Origin of the sequence: Rhodopirellula sp. P2 (assembly GCF_028768465.1) — a bacterium.
Classification (GTDB): domain Bacteria; phylum Planctomycetota; class Planctomycetia; order Pirellulales; family Pirellulaceae; genus Rhodopirellula.
This window is the reverse complement of sequence record NZ_CP118225.1, coordinates 1,076,263-1,094,143: the sequence shown is the minus strand read 5'-3', so window position 1 is coordinate 1,094,143 and position 17,881 is coordinate 1,076,263. Positions and strand designations below refer to the sequence as shown.

The window sequence follows — 17,881 nt, the reverse complement described above, 5'->3', positions numbered from 1 at the left end:
ATGCCCTCCCATCAAACAGCACGCTCGATTTCCAGTTATGATCGAGCCCCCGCCGCTCTCCCTCAACACTCCCCACCTTCTGAGTGATCGATCATGCAACGACGACACTTTCTCGCCGCCACTGCCGCCGCCAGCCTCGCGGCACCTGCCCTGGCCCAAGCCAACTCGGACTCGCTGCGAGCAGTCGCGATCGGGCACACGGGTCGTGGCGACTTTGGTCATGGACTCGATAGCATCTGGCAACGATTGCCCGACACTGAACTGGTTGCCATCGCCGATGCCAATCCGGACGGGCTGAAACGAGCCCAACAGCGTCTGAAGGTGGACCGGGGCTATGACGATTACCGCGTGATGCTGGATGAAATTCGCCCCGACATCGTGGCGGTGTGCCCACGACACGTGGACCAACATCACGACATGGCGCTGGCAGCGATCCAGTCCGGTGCCCGTGGTGTGTACCTCGAAAAGCCGTTCGTCCCGACACCCGCAGAAGCCGACTCGCTGATTGCCGCGAGCAAACAACACAACGCGAAAATCGCGATCGCTCATCGAAACCGATACCACCCCACACTGCCCCTCCTGCGCGAGCTGATCGAGGCCGGTGAAATCGGACGTCTTCTCGAAATTCGCGGTCGGGGCAAAAGCGATCATCGCGGTGGCGTCGAAGATCTGTGGGTGTTGGGAACCCACGTCCTGAACCTGACGCATTTCTTGGCCGGCGACCCGGTCTCTTGCTCCGCATCCCTGATGCAAGACGGCCGTTTGGTCAAACCATCCGACGTCCGAGAAGGCCGCGAAGGTCTGGGGTTGATGGCCGGCAACGCCGTGCACGCTCGCTATCAGATGAAAAGCGGCATCGTCGCGACGCTTGATTCCATTGCCAGCGATGGCACCGAGAACGCAGGGTTTGGCTTGCGATTGATTGGAAGCAAAGGCACGATCGCGATTCACATCGACAAGAGTCCGCTGGCGTATCTGTTGCCCGGTAATCCATTCCACACGCCCACCGAACCAAGTGCCTGGATCCCCATCACGGCCGCGGGAGTCGGCCAACCCGAACCGCGAGATGACCTGAGGCAAATGGTCGAACACCATGGCTTCCCCGCTCGCGATTTGGTCGCCGCGATTCGCGAAGATCGCCAGCCGCTCTGCAATGCGAGTCAGGGACGAACGACCGTCGAGATGGTTTGTGCCGTTCTCGAATCACACCGTCAAAACGGCGCCGTGGTGCAGTTTCCATTGAAGCACCGCGACAACCCGCTTTCGCGTTTCTAGAGAGCTGTTGCAGGACGACCTCCCGGTTCCCTTTGTAGCGGAAGGGCGCGAGCCCTCCGGTATCGAGGCACCGGGCGGCTTGCGCCGCTCCGCTAGAAAAAGAATGCTCTTTCGGTACAGTTTTCGAATCAAATGCTGGTCGGTGGTGACATCCACAGCACGGTGGATTCTCCGGCCTGCAATTCCATCTGGTCGCACGCGGCGGGCAATAACACGCTCTCGCCCGTCGCCAATTTGGTGGTGTTGTTTCCGCTCGACAGAACCGCCTCCCCTGAGATCACGGTCACCAAGTGACAACGATCATCACCGGCGATCGTTTGATTGGTGTCGTGCACGCGTCGCAGCACGAACTTGTCGCACTCCACCAACGTTTCCGTTCCACTCTGAATCGGCTTTCGAATGGGATCCACCGGCCCGCGTTCGTAGTCCGACACTTCCAGCGATGATTCGATGTGCAGCGGTCGGGATTTGCCCGACGCATCCACGCGATTCCAATCGAACAACCGAAACGTGGTGTTGCTGGATTGTTGAATCTCCGCGACCACCAACCCACCGCCCAAAGCGTGCACCGTTCCCGCAGGAATGAAGACGCAATCTCCCACTTCGGGATGATACGAGTGCAATGCACGATCGGTCTCACCCGCCAACATCATCTCTCGCAAAGATTCGCGATCAACGCCAGCCTTCAGCCCCGAGTAAATCACACTGTCGGGTTCGCTGTGCAGAATCACCCAAGCCTCGGTCTTGCCCAGATCCGGCGGTTGCATCGTCGCACCGTAGGCATCGTCCGGGTGCACCTGCACCGACAACACACGGTTGCAATCCAGGAACTTTAGAAGCAAAGGAAACGTTTTCGCATTGGGGTTGGCCTCCACCCAGTCCTTGCCCATCAACCACTGGCGACGGTTGGCAAACAGTTCCCCCAACGATTGCCCCGCCAGTTCGCCATCGGTGACGACACTTTGGTCGTCACCATGATCGACAATCTCCCAGCTCTCGGCGTAGTCATCGGCCTCACCGATGGGCTTATGAAGCATCTCGCCCAATCGGCGTCCGCCCCAAATGGTTTGTTTCAGCAGGGGGCAAAAACGCAGTGGTGTCGAAGTCATGAAAGTGTCCGTTTGTTTCCAGCAAAGTGTGTCGTAAGCAAGAACCTGATTTTATTCTCAACGCCTTCGTTCATTTCACTGACTCAATCGCCAACGCCCATGCGTTAGTACATGCTGGAGAACGATCCGACGAGCATGTCACCCAGTCCAGCCTCATTGAGAGCGGCGATGATTCTCGAAACCGATTGTTGAAGATTCACTGCTCCGACAAGGTCCTATTCTGCATGCGACGCATCAACTCAATCCGCTCGAACAACAATCGCTTGACCGTCGCTTCATCGGCAGGTAGATCACGCTCGCGAATCCCATCTTCCACCACGCGGATCGCCAGTTCCGAATGTTCCAATCCCACTAGCACGCGTTGCTCTCGCGACGTGCTGGCCGCCTGAGCCACGCGGGAACGCAACGGATCGAAACGAGAGGAAGAACTCATACTCTTCGCTACTGAAAACTGATTTTGACTGCGTGAATTGACGATCGGAAAACCGTTATTCAATTATACCTGAATGCTCGCAAAATAAGCCGGCCGGTGTCACGAGGTTCTGAACGATGTCACCGGAGCGGATCAGTCACCTTTTCGGACCGAACCTTCGGCAAGCGATACCACTCGAGCCCAATGAAAGTTAGATGTTTGACGACCAACCAATGCACCAACAAAAGATTGCACACGATCCAGCCCGCGGTCACCAAGAACGTGATCCAGAAATTGGGTTCCGTCCAGTTCCCAATCCAAGCAATCGCTGCCAACACCGCCCATGCGAGATAAAACGCCTTCCAGACGACGCGACGGCGAAGAACGCTCCAATGCCGAGCCATCGAGACCCAAGTTGGCAACAACACGACGAGCCATCCCATGAAGCCCGCCGTCAAACACACCATCAGAACGATGAAGAAAGCAAAAGCAGGCCCCAAGAATCCTTCATTCGGTTCGAAAACCCATTTCTGTTGCAGACGAGCAACCGTGATGTAGATCGCAACGACCGTCGTCAACAGCATCAGATCGACCAACGATACCTTCGCAGACGTGATTGGGTCGCCGCTCAAACGATCACGCAGGCGAATCCGAAACCATTTCCATCCGCCCACCCAGAACATCGTCGCCAGCAGTGAGATGATCGTCGCGAATGAGACCCCAGAAACCACCGACCAATGATTCGCCCAGTTCGACAAGCGTGTCGTGTGCCCCTGAAACCACAGATTCAACAATTGCACCGTCATCAACAGCAGCACAAGTGTGTGCAACATCAGCCACGTCTTCAGAACACTGACCCAGATTCGCCCTGGGCAAAGAACGCTCTGAATCGCTGACCAAGTGATGAACCACATGAACCCGGTCATCATCACCAAACTGGACACCACCTCCGTGACAGATCCATTGCCGACAAACTGAATCACAGCGCCGAGGGCGATCAACCCGAAGGCCAGCCACTGCAGTCGCACGATTCGTTGGGTTGGTGCCATGCGGTCCTCGTGGTCTGGGACAGCTCATTGTTCGGGTAGCGGAATTCGTCAAGAGCCTTCGACTTGCTTGACGATATCCCGAAAGTCTTGATGACTTTCGCTACGGTGATAAACCTGAAATTGAGCTGTCAAAGACCGCGTCGGTCTCAATCGCAAATCGAGTTGACTCTGAATACGAGATCACTCGTATTCGCGGACTTGGCGTGCGATCGCGGCGGCCAGTGCGTCGCGGACGCTTTCGATCGTGATCCGGTCGAAGATCTGCTGGAAGAATCCGCTGACGATCATGCGAGTGGCTTCCTTCTGGGTGAAGCCGCGGCAACGAGCGTAGAAGATTTGTTCTTCGTCAACCTTCGCCGTTGTGCTGCCGTGGGTGCAACGCACGTCATCGGCTTCGATCTCCAGTCCAGGAATCGAATCGGCTCGCGAGTGATGCGACAGGACCAAGTTGTCGTTGCGTTGGTAACCGTCGGTCTTCTGAGCGATCTTGTCGACCTTGATCATCCCACGCCACACCGTGCGGCTCTTGTCCTGCTGAGCGGACTTGTACAAGAAGTCGCTGTGGCAGTTTGGCGCCCGGTGGTATTGCTGGGTGTGGTAGGCCAAGTGCTGGCGGCCTTCGGTGAACATCACGCCGTTGACTTGGCAGTTGGCTCCGGCACCCACCATGTCGACCGATTGGTTGACCTTGGACAATCCGGAACCCATCGCGGCGATGGTCCATTGAAGCTGCGAATCGCGATCGATCGTGGCTTGTTGGTGCGCGAAGTGATACGTCTTGTGGCCCCATTCTTGGACGTTGACGTACCGCAGATGCGAACCGGGTTTCTGGATCAACTCGACCGCACCCATGTGCAAACCGGCGGCTTCTGAATTGACGCTGTTGCACTCGTGCAGAACCGTCGCTTCGGCGCCGTCTTCCAACACGATCAAGGTGTGAGCCGTGTCGGTTCCGCCGTCGCTCAAGGTCGAACCGAGGTAAATCGGTTTTTCGATCACAACGCCGCGAGGCACATACAGGAACTGACCACCGGACCAGAACGCCGCATGCAGTGCAGCGAACTTGTCGTGGTCGGGATCAACGACCGTGTACAGGAACGGGCGAACCTTCTCAGGTTGCTCGCGGCAAAGACGTTCCAAGCTGCCAAAGATGACACCTTTGGCGGCCAGTTCTTCGTCGAGCGATTCGGATATCACTTGGCTGTCAAACGTTTCCAAAACGCCGCCCGGTTCGACTCCATCGCGAAGTTGGTGAACCGAGGGAACTTCGCCAGCGGGAACTTCCACGGGCGGAGCGAACTTTTTGATCTGGAACGTTCGAATGTCCGTGCGGATCCATTCTTCGCTACGACGAGCGGGCCAATCCATCGCATCTGCATGCGAAAACGATTCTCGGCGCAGATCGGTCAACCATTGCGGTTCATCTTTCCGCGATGCGAGAAAGGCTTCGAAGCCTGCGGCATCGAAAGTGAGGGTCGAGGTGGTGGTCATGGAGAAAAAATGAAAAGAGTGTTTTGCGGTAGCTGAAAAACGGAATGTCGCTCGGTGAAAACGCTCTTGATAGGGCACCGCCGAGCAACAGGTTGTGTGGTGTACAACAAATCGTCTTAGCGGAGCGGCGCAAGCCGCCCGGTGCGTCACCGGAGGGCTCGCGCCCTTCCGCTATCAATGCGCCGTTTTCAAGTGCGACCAAGTAAAGTCGCGAGCGGCGAGTGTTGGCGGGTCGGCGATGAATCAGCCGACGCTGCCTTCCATTTGCAGTTGAATCAATCGATTCATCTCAACGGCGTATTCCATCGGCAGCTCTTTCACGAGCGGCTCAATGAAGCCGTTGACGATCATGGTGCTGGCTTCCGATTCGGTCAGACCACGGCTGAGCAGATAAAACATTTGCTCTTCGCCAATCCGCGAAACGCTGGCTTCGTGACCGATCTGGACATCTTGCTCCGCCACTTCGATGTACGGGTACGTGTCGCTGCGGCTTTCGGGATCCAGGATCAACGCGTCACAGACAACGCTGTTCTTGCTGTTGTGAGCCCCTGGTTCAACGCGAACCAAACCGCGGTAGCTGCTGCGCCCGCCGTTCTTGCTGATCGATTTGCTGATGATCTGGCCCGTCGTGTTCGGAGCCGCATGCACCAACTTGGCACCCGCGTCTTGGTGTTGACCGGCCGATGAGAAGGCGATCGAAAGGATCTCGCCACGAGCACCGGGTTCCATCATGTGAACGGCGGGGTATTTCATCGTCAGCTTGCTGCCGAGGTTCCCGTCGACCCACTCCATCGTCGCGTCCTGGTACGCATAAGCGCGTTTGGTGACCAGGTTGTAGATGTTGTTGGCCCAGTTTTGGATCGTCGTGTAGCGACAACGAGCGTCCTTTTTGACGATCACTTCCACGACCGCACTGTGCAACGATTCGGTGGTGTACATCGGAGCGGTGCAGCCCTCAACGTAGTGAATGCTGGCACCTTCATCGACGATGATCAGTGTTCGTTCGAACTGGCCCATGCTTTCCGCATTGATACGGAAATACGCTTGCAAGGGGAATTCAATCTGCACGCCAGGTGGCACATAGATGAATGAACCGCCCGACCAAACCGCGCTGTTGAGGGCGGCAAATTTGTTGTCGGTCGGCGGAATGATCTTGCCGAAGTACTCTCGCAACAGCTCGGGGTGTTCGCGAACCGCAGCGTCGGTGTCGGTGAACAACACGCCTTGCTTGGCGAGGTCTTCTTGCAACGAACCGTAGACGACTTCGCTTTCGAACTGAGCCTTCACCCCGGCCAAGAATTTCTTCTCGGCTTCAGGAATGCCCAGCTTGTCGAAAGTGTCTTTGATCTCTTGGGGAACATCGTCCCAAGACTTCTCGGACTGTCCGGTCGGCTTGAGATAGTAGTAGATGTCTTGGAAATCCAAGTCGAGCGCACCACCCCATTTGGGCATGGGGCGTGATTCGAACTCCGCCAATGACTTCAAGCGGAATTCCCGCATCCAGTCAGGTTCGTTCTTGATGTCCGAAATTTGATTGACAACATCCGCGTTCAGGCCTTTTTGGGCCTTGAAGACACCGGTGGTTTCGGTGCGGAAGTTGTACTTGTTGATTTCGCCGATTTGGTCGTTTTCAGTGACGTCGGTCGCCATGGTAAAAGCTCAGTGGGCGTGGTGTGGAATCTGTCTTGGTAGGAATCGTCGCGGGCAATCAGACCGCGGTTTCTTCGGCCAACATTTCTTGGTTGACGGCTTCGGCTTCGGGGTACGACTTGCGAATTCGGTCGTAACCATGCTCGTGCAATTCCACGGCCAATTCTTTGCCGCCAGTTTCAACCAGGCGGCCACCGAGCATCACGTGCGTGTATTCCGGTGGGTTGTGCACCAACAACTTGTCGTGGTGCGTGATGATCAACAGTCCCATCTTTTCGCGACCGATGTCAGCGATCGATTCGCTGGCCAAACGCACCGCGTCGGCATCCAAGCCCGAGTCCGTTTCATCGAGGACCGCGAATTTGGGTTGCAGCATGGCGAGTTGAAGGATCTCAGCTCGCTTCATTTCGCCGCCAGAAAAACCATCGTTGACATACCGGCGGGCGAACTCGACATCCATTCGCAGGTGAGCCATCTTTTCCTTCAGTTCCTTGCGGAACTCTCGCATCGGAATCAGCTCTTCGCCTTCCTTGCGGTCTGGGTTGCGAACGTTGGTCGTTGCGTGCCGAAGGAAGTCAGCCATCTTCACGCCGGGGATCGCCATCGGGCGTTGGAACGCCATGAAGATGCCAGCCCGAGCACGCTCGTCGGGTGCCATCGCCAAGACATCTTCGCCGTCCAACGTGATGCTGCCGTCGGTCACGGTGTAACCGGGGTGACCCATGATCGCCAAACCCAGCGTGCTTTTGCCGCTGCCGTTGGGGCCCATCAAGGCGTGTGTCTCGCCGTGATTGATCGTCAGGTTCACGCCACGCAGAATCGGTTTGTCGCCGACGGAAACGTGCAGGTTTTCGATTTTCAGGATGTGATTCATGGCAAGAGAAGCCTTCAAGAGAAAAACAGTTGGTCGTATAGCGAGATCGGTGAGAGACGCGCTCTCAACCCGGTTCGGAATTGGAGGTTGAATTGGTGTCGTTGTCGGATTTGGTCGAAAATTGGCAACACGAGTCGCCATCCATCCGGCAACTGCTCAGATGAACGTCTTCGCCCAAAGCTTCGGACAACATTTGTTCTTCGAGTCGGCACATCGACCGGTCGCCCGCCGCAGCGGTCAAACTCGGATACGGACATGCCTCGATGTCCAAAACAGGAAGGACACCGTCGAGTTGAGACGTCACCTCGATCAGGGAGGCGGAAATCTCCTTCGTTTGCAGCATCGACGTCAATCGCTGCATTCGTTCTTGGAACGTATCTTCGTCGCCGCCATTTTTCTGACAGGAACACGCCGGTTTGTTTTCGTCGTGAACCGCCACACCATCGACATCGCCTTGCAATGCCGCGGCAAATTGACGCCCCAATCGAGAAGCGATCGCAGAAATCAATTTTTCGCGAGTGTCCTCTTCGGAAATTGCAACGATCTCCGCCCACATGGCCTCCGCCAATTCGGTCGCGTCAGCACCCGCTCGGCGATAACCAGCGGGCGTCAACACGTAGTGGTAGGTCGGCCGACCACGACCAGCGACGACTTTCTCTCGGGCGATCAACCCAACCTCGAGCAACCGTTCGACACGTTGTCGAACCGCCGTCGCGGTCACGCCCAATTGCTTTGTCAAATCACCAATCGCCTTCGGTTCACCACTGCGAAGACACAGCAACAACTCCCGATCCACACTCCGAACCACCGCCGCGTTGACCGCCGTTTGGGCCCGCGATGTCACCACCGAAATAGGACGCTCGCCCGTCGGGTCGGAAGTCGATTCAGAGGTGGAAGAAGACGTTGCCATACACCCAGTATTCCAATCCTTTGATTTTTGACAACCGTTGTTGTGAAAAATAGATTGAGAACCCCCTCACAGGAAATTCGCCGTCTCGTTACGATCTGGGCGGTTTCGGGACGATTTCGTCTTCGAAACCCATTGTGGGGTCGAAACCGACCTCCGATTTTTCTTCGACACCCCCAGATGAGTGGATTTTTTGATGAAAGCCGTCGCGGTCAGGCCAGGGACTCCCAACAGTGTTCACATGCAAGAGATCGCTCGCCCATCGGTCGACCAAGTCGCCGACGGCCTGGGTGTGCTGGTCAAAGTCTTGAAGGTTGGCGTCGACGCGACGGACCGGGAAATCAATGACGCGTTGTACGGCAACGCTCCCGATGGCGACGATTACTTGGTCATCGGCCACGAGTGCTTTGGCGTCGTCGAAGCCGTTGGCGAAAACGTCAAACGAGTCAAACCGGGCGACTTCGTGACCGCCACGGTTCGCCGTCCTGGGAATTCGATCTATGACTTGATCGGCACCAACGACATGACCAGCGAAGAAACCTACTACGAGCGTGGGATCAATCTGCGTCATGGTTTCTTGACCGAGTACTTCGTCGACGAAGAGGAATACATCGTTCGCGTGCCACAAGGTCTGCAGCACCTGCACGTGTTGCAAGAACCAATGAGCTGCGCCGCCAAAGCGGTTCACCAAGCCTACGAAGCTCAACGCCGGATGAAAGTCTGGAACCCCAAGGTCGCTTACGTCCTGGGTGCCGGACAAATCGGTTTGCTGACCACGTTGGTGCTGAAGCTTCGCGGACTGGAAGTCTTCACGCTCGCCCGCGGAGAAGCTCCCAACCTGAAAGCTGAAATTGTCGAAGGAATGGAATCGACCTACGTCAGCACCGCGCAAACATCCATGTCGGAGTTGGTCGCCAAGACCGGTCGCCCCGATTTGATCGTCGATGCAACGGGCTTCAGCCCGCTGGCGTTCGAAGCGATGGAACACATCGGTCACAACGGCGTTGTGGTTTGGACCGGCATCACCGGTGGCGAACGCAAGACCGAAGTTCCTTCGGACAAGATCAACATCGAATGGGTGCTCGGCAACAAGCTTCTGCTCGGCAGCGTCAACGCCAACCGCGGCCACTTCGAAATGGGCATCCGTGACTTGGCACTTGGCGACATGATGTTCCCTGGTGTACTGGAAAAGATCCTGACCAATCCGGTCGAAGGCCTGGACAACTTCCAAGAGATGATGCGTTTGTTGGTCGAAGACAAAGATGCCTTGAAGGTGTTCGTCAATGTCGCATCCGCGTGAACGATTGCCGCTCAATGAGATCGACTCGGTTCGCCGAGTCGTCTTGTGCTACCCCGCCCTGCCGCGACACATCGAGCAACTCGAAGCAACGCTCGCGGATTTGAAGGCGGACCCGAACTGCCAACTGAACCACGACGTCGAAGTCGTGGACGCAGGGCAGGAACGCATCGACGAACTGCTTCCCACCGCAGACATCTTCATCGGGCACGCCAAGGTCCCGGTGGATTGGGATCGCGTCTTGGCGGCGGGTCGTTTGGGATGGATTCAATCCAGCGCCGCTGGGCTGGATCACTGCCTTGTTCCCGGCGTGATCGCGAATCCGAACATCATGGTCAGCAGTGCGTCGGGGCTGTTTGCACCCCAAGTCGCCGAGCAGACCTTTGCGCTATTGTTCGGCGTTTTACGTCGCATCGGGCTGTTTGAACGAGCCCGTCCGAAACGCGAATTCATTCGGCTTCCCACCGATGACCTGCGTGGCAAAACCGTCGGCATCGTTGGACTGGGCGGCAACGGACGCGCCATCGCCGCCAAGCTTGCACCGTGGGACGTTCGTCTGATCGCGACCGATTACTACCCCGAAGATTGCCCACCCGAAGTGGAAACGCTGTGGCCAGCCGAACGCGTCAATGACTTGTTCGCCGCTTGCGACATCGTGATCCTGACGCTGCCATTGAACTCATCGACTCGCAAGTGGATCGGCGCCGAACAGATTGCCGCGATGAAACCGGGTGGCTACCTGATCAACGTCGCTCGCGGTCAAGTGCTCGACGAAGATGCCTTGGTCAACGCGCTGCAAAGCGGCCACTTGGCGGGTGCGGGTGTCGATGTGACCTACACCGAACCGTTGCCCGAAGACAGCCCGTTGTGGGACGACCCGAACGTGTTGATCACGCCGCACGTCGGCGCTCAATCCGCTCGCCGAGTGGATGACTCCAACGATCTGGCTTGCGTCAATCTGCGACGTTACTTTCACGGCGAAACGATCATCAACCGAGTCGACAAGAACCTCGGATTCCCTCATCCCCATGACTCGCACGCCGCCTGGGTTCGATCGCAATCATGAGCAGTTGGCGAGCGACTCTTCCCGGCGATGCGATCCTGTACTTGGGCGACCATGCCGAGGGTCCCTTGCTGATGCCGCCAACGCATCGCGAATCGTTTGTGGAAGAGTTCAACCGCACTTACCGATCGATCAACCTTTCGATCACCGTTCGTGCCCCCGCTCCGAACGATGCTCCAGAAGACGCGACATCGACTCTGCAAATCCAGCAGGCTCAGTCGAGTCAGCAATGATCAGCCATTCGACTTCCTAGTAGCCGGATTCGCCAGAATTCGCTTGCCTCAGGGCGAGAGACGCTTGATCGTCCATTCGTCGGAGGCTGCGTTTTCGCGTTGGTAAACCAACCGATCGTGCAGTCGACTGGGTCGTCCTTGCCAGAACTCAAAGGACATTGGCGTCACCGCGTAACCGCCCCAGTTCTCGGGCAATGGGATCTGGGTGCCCTCGGGAAAGCGAGCCTTCAGCTCGTCCAGTGTGGCTTCCAAGGCGTCGCGAGATTCGATGGTCGCCGACTGCTGACTCACGTGCGCACCAAGCTGGCTGTCGCGGGGGCGGGAATGAAAGTACTTCTCCGACATTTCTCGCGAAACCTTGTCCACCGTTCCTTGGATTCGGACCTGACGCTGGCAATGTGGCCAGAACAGGCACAGCGAAACTCGCGGGTTGGCTCGCATTTGCGTTCCCTTGGTCGAGTCGTAATTGGTGTAGAAGAGGAACTTTTTCTCCTCCACGCCCTTCAAAAGAACGATCCGGCTGGTGATTTCGCCGTCTGAATCGCTTGTCGACAAAGTCATCGCGTTGGGTTCGAACCAGCTGGGCACATCCTCCAGAGCCTCTTCAAACCAGCATTGAAACTGAACCAAGGGGTCACGTTTGGCGTCTTTTTCATGCAGCCCCCCCAAGGAATAGTTTTTTCGCATCTGGTCCATCGCGGGTGGGATGAAATCGCTCATAACTGTTTGAGACCGGAAATCAGGGGCTTTTAGAGAACTCAGGCGATGACAACAACGCGTTTGGCGCGCCGCTTGCCTATTTCCTTAGCAGTCTTCACGGGTGACTGTCTTTTTGGCAACCACCCTCTTCCCTGTCCAATCGGAATTCAAATGCAAAACGTGCAAACGGGTGATTTGCTGGTCAGCTCGACATTGGTCGATGGCACCGCGCTCAACCAAGCGGTTTGCCTGTTGGTCCATGAAGATGTGGAACACGCGATCGGGTTGATGCTCAACCGCCCCATGCAAGCGATGGCGGGTGCCATCGCGGTCCAAGCCCAAGACAGTGAAACGCCGAAAATTCCGCGGTGGAAGTCGGAAGAGAAGGGCGAGGCTCTCGAACTGGATGCTGTCGTCGATCAGCAACCGGATGCACCCGAAATCCCCGATCCGGAGGCGTCTGCGGTGATGATTCCGGGCGATCAAAAGGACCAACTGACCCAGCAACTCATCGCGGGAAAGCTCTCCAATGGATCGCCGCTGCACTTTGGCGGCCCGCTTTCAGGGCCGATTGTCGCGGTGCACTCCACCCGTGAATTGGCAGAAGCCGAAACGGGCGAGGGCATCTTCGTCGCCGCACAACGTGAAAACCTGGAGGCGTTGCTGAAGTCCGATCAACTTCCCTACCGCTTGATCGTGGGGCACCTGGGTTGGACTGCTGAACAACTCGAAAACGAGATTGAGCAGGGCATTTGGCACCGAATTCCTGCCACTTCGGACGTGCTGAACGCCGATGATGCGACGATGTGGCCCCGCATGATCCGTCGAGCCACGGCAAATTCAGTCGCTCGTTGGCTGGATACGACTGACGTTCCTGGATCGGCCGAGTTAAACTGAGCGTATGAACCGACCTCGAACAGACCACTCCGACGACACTGAAAAGCCGTTTCGCATCCAGAAACGCCGCTTGGGCCGAATCAAAGTCATCAAGCCCGAGGGCGAATATGGCTTCATCGATTCCGACGACTTCCGGGAAGATGTCTTCTTCCACTTCAAAGCGTGGGAAGCCAGCAACGGCGAGACCTTCGACGTCGACTCCTACGTCGAATTCGAACTGGACGATGACCAATTCGATGACACCAAACGTCTGCGTGCCAAAGTCTTCCGACCGACGGATCGTCCCGACGGCAAAAAACTGTCCGCCCGCGACGCGACGTTCGATCTGGTGTTCCACCACCCCAAAGCTCGCCGGCGACGCCCGACTTGGCGTGACAACCAGTCCTGATCAGCGACGAAACAGATCGCTGGTCACGATGGATTCGATCAGCTGAGCCATTGGATAGCCCTCCTCTTTGAGGGGCATCAGAATCGCGTCGACCGCCGCTCGGTCGGATGGTTCGATTCGCCTGCCCAAGGCGTGCATCAGCAAGCGTTCCGTCACCGTCCGGGCGACGAAGTCCTGCCGCTCGATCAGTTGCCGCTTCAAACCTTCGACCCCCTCAAACTTGGCTCCGCCCGGCAGTTCGCCAGAGATGTCGATCGGGCGTCGCGGCTTGGTGTTGTAAACCTTCCGTGACTGACCAATCGCGTCGAAGCCCTCCATTGCAAATCCAAGCGGGTCGATCTTCCGGTGACACTGAAAGCAAGTCGCATTCTCGCGATGCTTCAACAGTTGATCACGGATCGTCTTGGCTCCTCGCGTGTCCGGTTCGATCGTTGGCACATCGTCGGGCGGTGGTGGAGTGGGCGTCCCAAGAATGTTTTCTAGCAACCACACCCCTCGCGTCACCGGTGACGTTTCAATCCCATTGGCCGAGACCGTCAGGATGCTGGCTTGGCCCAACAAACCACCTCGCCCCAATGGTCCCTGACCAGACGACTTCTCGAAATCAAAACGACGAAATTCGGTCGCCTGTTCGCTCGGAAACGCATCAACGACCCCGTACAGTTTTGCCAGATCACGGTTGAGAAACGAGTGCGACGCGGTGAGCAATTCGGTCAACGAATCGTCTCGGTCGATCAGGTCACGGAAGAACATCCGCGTCTCACGTTTCATGTCAACTTGCAGATCACCCGCGTAGAAGAACGCGAACTCACGGGGGTCAGGCGGCATGGATCCAAGCGAGCGAAGATCCAACCAGTTGTCCAGGAAGTCGGCGACAAACGCATCGGATTCCTCGGCAGCCAACAGCCGTCGCGTTTGTTGACGCAGCGTTTCAGGATCGTTCAGTTTGGCCTCGTCCGCCAATCGACGAAGCGTTGCATCGGGCATGCTCGATGTCAGAAAGTACGCCAATCGTTCCGCCAACGCATACTCGGACAGTTGCCCGCTCTCGGCGTCCGGTGTTTGAAAGTACAAGAACGCAGCGCTGCACAACATCGCTTTGACGGTGTCAGCGTAAGCCAACCGAGACGAAAGCCCCAACGCCTGGCGTGAATCGTAGAACGCCATCAATTCCGCGACCTCGGTTTCAGTGACGGGACGTCGATAGGCTCGCGTGGCGAAGGCTTGAATCCGATCTCGCACCTTCGCTTCGCCCCAAGATTCTTCCCCGAACGCCTCGAGACCGAACAACGCCTGCTGACTCGCCGTGGGCCATGAACGGTCGATCGGCCCGCGAATTTTGACCTCTTCGAGACGCAGGTGTGGGATCTTTCCCTCGCTGATCAGCGCGATGCGCTGTAGAAAGATACCGGCGGTGTTGCGAATCTTCTCTGGCAACAAATCGCGGTGCATCCGGTAGATCCGAGCGTAAGAACCACGCACATCATGCATGCCATTTTCAAAGGTGAAGCGTGGCACAAACCCGCGATCGAGCGGGACTTCGAATCGGATCCACTCAAAATCGTCGTCGGGCACCACCGATTCGGCTAGCAAAGGCTGAATCGGTTGCCGGTGAGGCAGGTCACCAATTCGCGTGTCGCCCGGCCGGATGCCCAGGCGGAATGGTTCCTCCAAATCAATCTTGACCGCTTGATCACTGTACGGCGTGTCGCGGTGCATCGCTTTGACCCGCACCAAAACTTCATAGGTGCCATCAACCGGAACGCCCTTGGAGAAAGACTCGATGTGGCCGTAACCACCCTCGGTTTTGTCATTGAACGGATGGTCGTAGAGACACAAAAATCGATCGTTGAAGGCGCGACGATGTGCGGACCTCAATTCCGCTTGCTGCGGGAACTTCCCACGAAACGACCATTCACTCACAGCGGGACGCTCGCTGGGCCCCATCGCTTTGGTGACGCACTGGTCCGCCGCATCGAGGTACCGTTCCAACAGATGCCCCGACATCACCAACGTGTCACCCACGTTGTCAAAGTGCGCCGACAGATTGTCCGCTGGAAACTCCAAGGTCGGATCAAACATGGTCATGTCGATGTTCAAAAGATTCGCCACCGTCTCGCGGTATTCGCGGCGAGTGAGCCGTCGCAAGACCGTGCGGCCGTTCGTGCTGGTCACCTCCTGTCGCATCTGAGTCAAACGCTGTGTCAACGCGTCGATCGCTGCCAAGCGTTCTTCCTGGGATGGTTGGTCCCCATCCTCAGGCGGCATCGAACGAAGCGTCAGCTCATCGATCGCTTCCTGCAACAACAACTGAGTGTCGAAATCTGATTCGCCAAGGTTCAACGATTCCAAGTCTCGTTCCCCGGCTGGATCGTCGGTGGTGTGACAATCAATGCAGTAGCTTTCCAGGAAACCTACCGGGTCGATCCGTTGTGCTCCCTCCGCCTGGACTCCGCACCAGGAATGCAGCAGAGCGCAGGCGATCAACCATCGAAACAGGTGCGGAGACAACATCAGGCCCAACCTCGGAGTGTCCCGGTGCTGGTCGCGAACGAATCCGTTTCGACACCAAAATCCTGCAACAGGGAGACGTACAGATTGGTCAGCGGTGGACGATCGTTCGCCTGTTCATCAAACGCGAGCCACCGCCCCTGCTTTCCGCCACCGCCGGCCATCACGAGCGGCAAATTGCTGTTGGTGTGCGAGTTGGCATTGCCCATCCCGCTTCCAAACAGAACCGAGGTTTGATCGAGCAACGGCCCATGTTCATCGTTGGTGTTGGCAAGTTTGTCGATGAAGCGAGTGAACTGTTCGACTTGATAGCGTTCGATTGCAATCAGTTTGTCGATGTTCTCTTGGCGCTTTCCATGATGCGACAATGCGTGGTAGCCACCTTTGATTCCCAGATCGTTGGGATTGAAATCACCACCGATCTCGAGCGTCGCGATGCGAGTGGAATCGGTTTGCAAAGCCAACACGATCAGGTCGTACAGCAACGGCAAATCCTCCACGAGATTGCGATTCTTGGGCTGGTCGAACGGAGCATCAGGCTTCGGCACATCGAACCAACTCCTTCGCAGGGCAAGTCGTTGCTCCACGTCACGAACCGACGTCAGGTATTCATCGAGCTTCTGCTGATCCTGCCGGTCGAGTTGCTTCTCAATTTCTTTGGCACTTCCGTGAACCAAGTCCAAGATCGAATTTTGAAGTCCAATGCGGTCGGCGGCGGCTTGTTTCTGCTTCGGGTCCGTCCCCACGAACAGCGTTTCAAACAACTGCTGTGGTCCGGGGATCGGTGGGACTCGCGTTCCACTGCGCGTCCAAGAAAGCTGGCATCCGCCGTGAATCCCCGATTCACTTCCAATCGTCAGCGTCGGGAATCGCGTTTGACCTGAGATGGATTGGGCCGCAAATTGATCGAGCGTGATGTTGGCCAACGGCATCGTATGCGCATCGATCTGGCGAACACCTGACAAGAACGCGTGGATCGCGAAGTGGCCGCCTTTGAGCCCATGGTCCAAACCCGAGATCACGGTCAACTGATCTTCGATTTCGGCGAGCGACTGGCTGGATTCACCAAACCGCATTTGCCGGTGTTCGATCAAACCGTTGCTCAACCGCTTGCTGGACGAGGACAAATTTTCAGCTGGCTGCTGGGGCCAAAAGGCGTCGGGATAGAACCCCAGCATGTTGCCGATGCAGACCATGCGTCGCTTGGCTTTCGTCGAACTGGCCCCTGCGGATTCCCCTTGGACCACTTGCGCAGAAGTCTTTGAGACCGGCAGCGATGCAAACGCCGGCAAGCCCACCGAAACACCCGCGGCACGCAAAACATTTCGTCGAGAAAACGAATTCATCGCTCTTTCCAAGGGAGACAGACATCAAGACCAATCGACAGTCTACCAGCGATGACGCAACGCAATGACGAAACGTGTGGCTCGTTCCAATCCCAACCACCACCGAATCCGCCCGGCCACCGGGAAGCCAGCCGATCCCAGTGAGTTGGCGTCTTACAAACAAATGCAGCTGGTTTTCTCCCAGCGGATTCGCTTGCAACACCATAGCGTCCGTTTGGTGCCACCCAACAAACTTTCCCATTTCTGCACCGGAGAACTTCGGCAGCATTCTGGCTACTGGATCGGCGGAGCCGGTACCAGGCACCATCGCTCGCCTCAACAAGGCCCGAAGGGCCGACAGATCCATTGCCGGGGCCGTCAGGCCCCGGAAGAGAATGCCCACAAAAAAACAAAACCCCGAAGGGGTGACAGAGACGATTGTGCTCCGTCGCCCCGCTGGGCTCGGGGTGATCGTGGGTGTGGAAACTCAGGTCGAAAGTGCAAAGGGAATGAGCCCCAAGCCAGCCCGCCTGGTTCCGCCAGCGCTCCCAGGATGCGGAACCGTCTCGGACGACCAAGGTTCGTATCTGGTAGACTCGATCTCGCGACCGGGGGGCGTCCCGGTCGCTTGGTTGCTCGCGTCCCAGTGCGGCGACAAAATTCAACGCACAATCGATGCGACTGAAGTGACTGCTTGAACG

17 protein-coding genes are annotated in these 17,881 nt (G+C 57.0%); 7 read left to right on the top strand and 10 right to left on the bottom strand.

Annotated elements, in window-relative coordinates:
* Positions 1–93 precede the first annotated feature (93 nt).
* Complete coding sequence (locus tag PSR62_RS03805; RefSeq protein ID WP_274406498.1) at positions 94–1,275, top strand: Gfo/Idh/MocA family protein; 1,182 nt, start codon at positions 94–96, stop codon at positions 1,273–1,275.
* A 128-nt stretch (positions 1,276–1,403) separates the two neighbouring features.
* On the opposite strand, the gene PSR62_RS03800 is transcribed toward PSR62_RS03805, so the two are convergent.
* The 7 genes from PSR62_RS03800 to PSR62_RS03770 form a co-directional block, all read right to left on the bottom strand.
* Positions 1,404–2,384: a type I phosphomannose isomerase catalytic subunit gene (locus tag PSR62_RS03800; RefSeq protein WP_274406497.1), complete on the bottom strand. Its 981-nt coding sequence runs from the start codon at positions 2,382–2,384 to the stop codon at positions 1,404–1,406.
* 196 nt (positions 2,385–2,580) lie between these two features.
* Complete coding sequence (locus tag PSR62_RS03795) at positions 2,581–2,817, bottom strand: hypothetical protein (protein ID WP_274406496.1); 237 nt, start codon at positions 2,815–2,817, stop codon at positions 2,581–2,583.
* A gap of 119 nt (positions 2,818–2,936) precedes the next feature.
* Entirely contained in the window at positions 2,937–3,845 is a 909-nt protein-coding gene (locus PSR62_RS03790; RefSeq protein WP_274406495.1) for a hypothetical protein, read from the bottom strand.
* Between the two features lie 180 nt (positions 3,846–4,025).
* Entirely contained in the window at positions 4,026–5,336 is a 1,311-nt protein-coding gene (gene sufD, locus PSR62_RS03785; RefSeq protein WP_274406494.1) for a Fe-S cluster assembly protein SufD, read from the bottom strand.
* A 243-nt stretch (positions 5,337–5,579) separates the two neighbouring features.
* On the bottom strand, positions 5,580–6,986 hold the full coding sequence (gene sufB, locus PSR62_RS03780; RefSeq protein WP_274406493.1) for a Fe-S cluster assembly protein SufB: 1,407 nt from the start codon (positions 6,984–6,986) through the stop codon (positions 5,580–5,582).
* Between the two features lie 58 nt (positions 6,987–7,044).
* Positions 7,045–7,860, bottom strand: coding sequence for a Fe-S cluster assembly ATPase SufC (gene sufC / locus PSR62_RS03775; protein WP_047814711.1), 816 nt, complete (start codon positions 7,858–7,860; stop codon positions 7,045–7,047).
* Between the two features lie 64 nt (positions 7,861–7,924).
* Positions 7,925–8,770 (bottom strand): helix-turn-helix transcriptional regulator, encoded by an 846-nt coding sequence (locus PSR62_RS03770; protein WP_274406492.1) that lies wholly within the window; start codon positions 8,768–8,770, stop codon positions 7,925–7,927.
* Positions 8,771–8,951: 181 nt separating this feature from the next.
* Between PSR62_RS03770 and PSR62_RS03765 the strand changes: the two genes are divergently transcribed.
* Genes PSR62_RS03765 through PSR62_RS03755 form a run of 3 tightly spaced genes read left to right on the top strand, consistent with a single transcriptional unit; the run spans position 8,952 to position 11,360 of the window.
* Entirely contained in the window at positions 8,952–10,067 is a 1,116-nt protein-coding gene (locus tag PSR62_RS03765) for a glucose 1-dehydrogenase (RefSeq protein WP_338020131.1), read from the top strand.
* Positions 10,051–11,130, top strand: coding sequence for a D-2-hydroxyacid dehydrogenase (locus PSR62_RS03760; RefSeq protein ID WP_274406490.1), 1,080 nt, complete (start codon positions 10,051–10,053; stop codon positions 11,128–11,130). Before PSR62_RS03765 ends, PSR62_RS03760 begins: the two co-directional genes overlap by 17 nt.
* Entirely contained in the window at positions 11,127–11,360 is a 234-nt protein-coding gene (locus tag PSR62_RS03755; protein WP_274406489.1) for a hypothetical protein, read from the top strand. Before PSR62_RS03760 ends, PSR62_RS03755 begins: the two co-directional genes overlap by 4 nt.
* A 48-nt stretch (positions 11,361–11,408) precedes the next feature.
* On the opposite strand, the gene pdxH is transcribed toward PSR62_RS03755, so the two are convergent.
* Positions 11,409–12,080: a pyridoxamine 5'-phosphate oxidase gene (gene pdxH, locus PSR62_RS03750; RefSeq protein ID WP_274406488.1), complete on the bottom strand. Its 672-nt coding sequence runs from the start codon at positions 12,078–12,080 to the stop codon at positions 11,409–11,411.
* Positions 12,081–12,230: 150 nt separating this feature from the next.
* Between pdxH and PSR62_RS03745 the strand changes: the two genes are divergently transcribed.
* Positions 12,231–12,956, top strand: coding sequence for a YqgE/AlgH family protein (locus PSR62_RS03745; protein WP_274406487.1), 726 nt, complete (start codon positions 12,231–12,233; stop codon positions 12,954–12,956).
* 4 nt (positions 12,957–12,960) lie between these two features.
* A complete protein-coding gene (locus PSR62_RS03740; RefSeq protein WP_047814718.1) occupies positions 12,961–13,344 on the top strand; it encodes a cold shock domain-containing protein in 384 nt (127 codons plus the stop codon).
* Here PSR62_RS03740 and PSR62_RS03735 read toward each other — a convergent pair whose 3' ends face one another.
* Positions 13,345–15,858 (bottom strand): DUF1592 domain-containing protein, encoded by a 2,514-nt coding sequence (locus PSR62_RS03735; protein WP_274406486.1) that lies wholly within the window; start codon positions 15,856–15,858, stop codon positions 13,345–13,347.
* Positions 15,858–17,201: a DUF1552 domain-containing protein gene (locus tag PSR62_RS03730; protein ID WP_274406485.1), complete on the bottom strand. Its 1,344-nt coding sequence runs from the start codon at positions 17,199–17,201 to the stop codon at positions 15,858–15,860. Before PSR62_RS03730 ends, PSR62_RS03735 begins: the two co-directional genes overlap by 1 nt.
* A 374-nt stretch (positions 17,202–17,575) precedes the next feature.
* Here PSR62_RS03730 and PSR62_RS03725 point away from each other — a divergent pair, with 374 nt between their 5' ends.
* Positions 17,576–17,878, top strand: coding sequence for a hypothetical protein (locus PSR62_RS03725; protein ID WP_274406484.1), 303 nt, complete (start codon positions 17,576–17,578; stop codon positions 17,876–17,878).
* The last annotated feature ends 3 nt before the right edge of the window (positions 17,879–17,881 follow it).